This is a genomic window from Ralstonia sp. VS2407, from assembly GCF_052950655.1.
Map to the genome: position 1 here is coordinate 1 of NZ_JBRFVG010000040.1, position 857 is coordinate 857.

An 857-nucleotide genomic window follows, 5' to 3' on the forward strand; every position below is an offset into this window, starting at 1 on the left:
TGGTTGACGCGAATCGCTGCTCGTTCGGCCGGAATCCGCGCGATCCGCGAGGTAATCGAGATCCGACGGATTGCCGCACGACAGGCCACGTCGTGTGGCTCCGACGTCAGCCGCCTCAAGCCCGCCGCGATCGACGCCGGAATTCCCCGTTCCGGCGCGCACGACAGGCGTCAATCCGAATCGTCGTCGTCCGAGTCGTCGCCCTCGTCGGCCGGCGCTTCCCCGTATTTCGCGACGACGGCCGCCCTGAACGTCTTCAGCGCGGGCTCCTGGTCGCACAGCTTGTACAACGCGGCCAGCTGTTGCGGCCAGTCCTTCAGTTCCTTCGCGAACACATGCAGGCGTGCGACGGTATCGAGCGCGTCGGCTTCGCGGCCGGCCAGCGCCTGCAGCACCGCGTAGCGACGCAGCACCGTCTCGCCGGGCAACAGCGCGATCGCGCGCTCGTGCGCGGCGAGCTTGGCCGGCAGATCGTCCGGCGAAATCGGCAGCAGCGTCGCCGCACCGCAATCGCCCCACGCGCCGAACAGCAGCGACGGCGCATCGCGGTACTGCGCGGCCGGGCTGCTGCCGTAATAGAGCACTTCCGCGCGCTGGTAGTCGCGCAGCACGGGCACCGCCGCCAGCACGCCGCCGAACGACAGCACCGCGAACAGCCCGAAGGCCGCCCGCCCCGGCAGGATGCGCAGCGGCTTCACGTCGAGCAGCCCGATCACGAACATCGCCGGCAGCAGGAAGAACATGTACTGCTGCGGATACTCGACCAGCGCATGCATCAGCAGGATGCCGATCAGCGCGAAGCCGAACACGCGCATGCTCGACTGCGGCGCACGCACCGCGCGCACGAACCACGCGAC

1 protein-coding gene is annotated in these 857 nt (G+C 69.2%); it reads right to left on the minus strand.

Annotation, left to right across the window (positions count from 1 at the left end):
- Positions 1 to 170: 170 nt before the first annotated feature.
- The coding region (locus tag ACU8YE_RS23675; RefSeq protein WP_446929771.1) for a Wzy polymerase domain-containing protein at positions 171 to 857 on the minus strand (687 nt) is incomplete at its 5' end.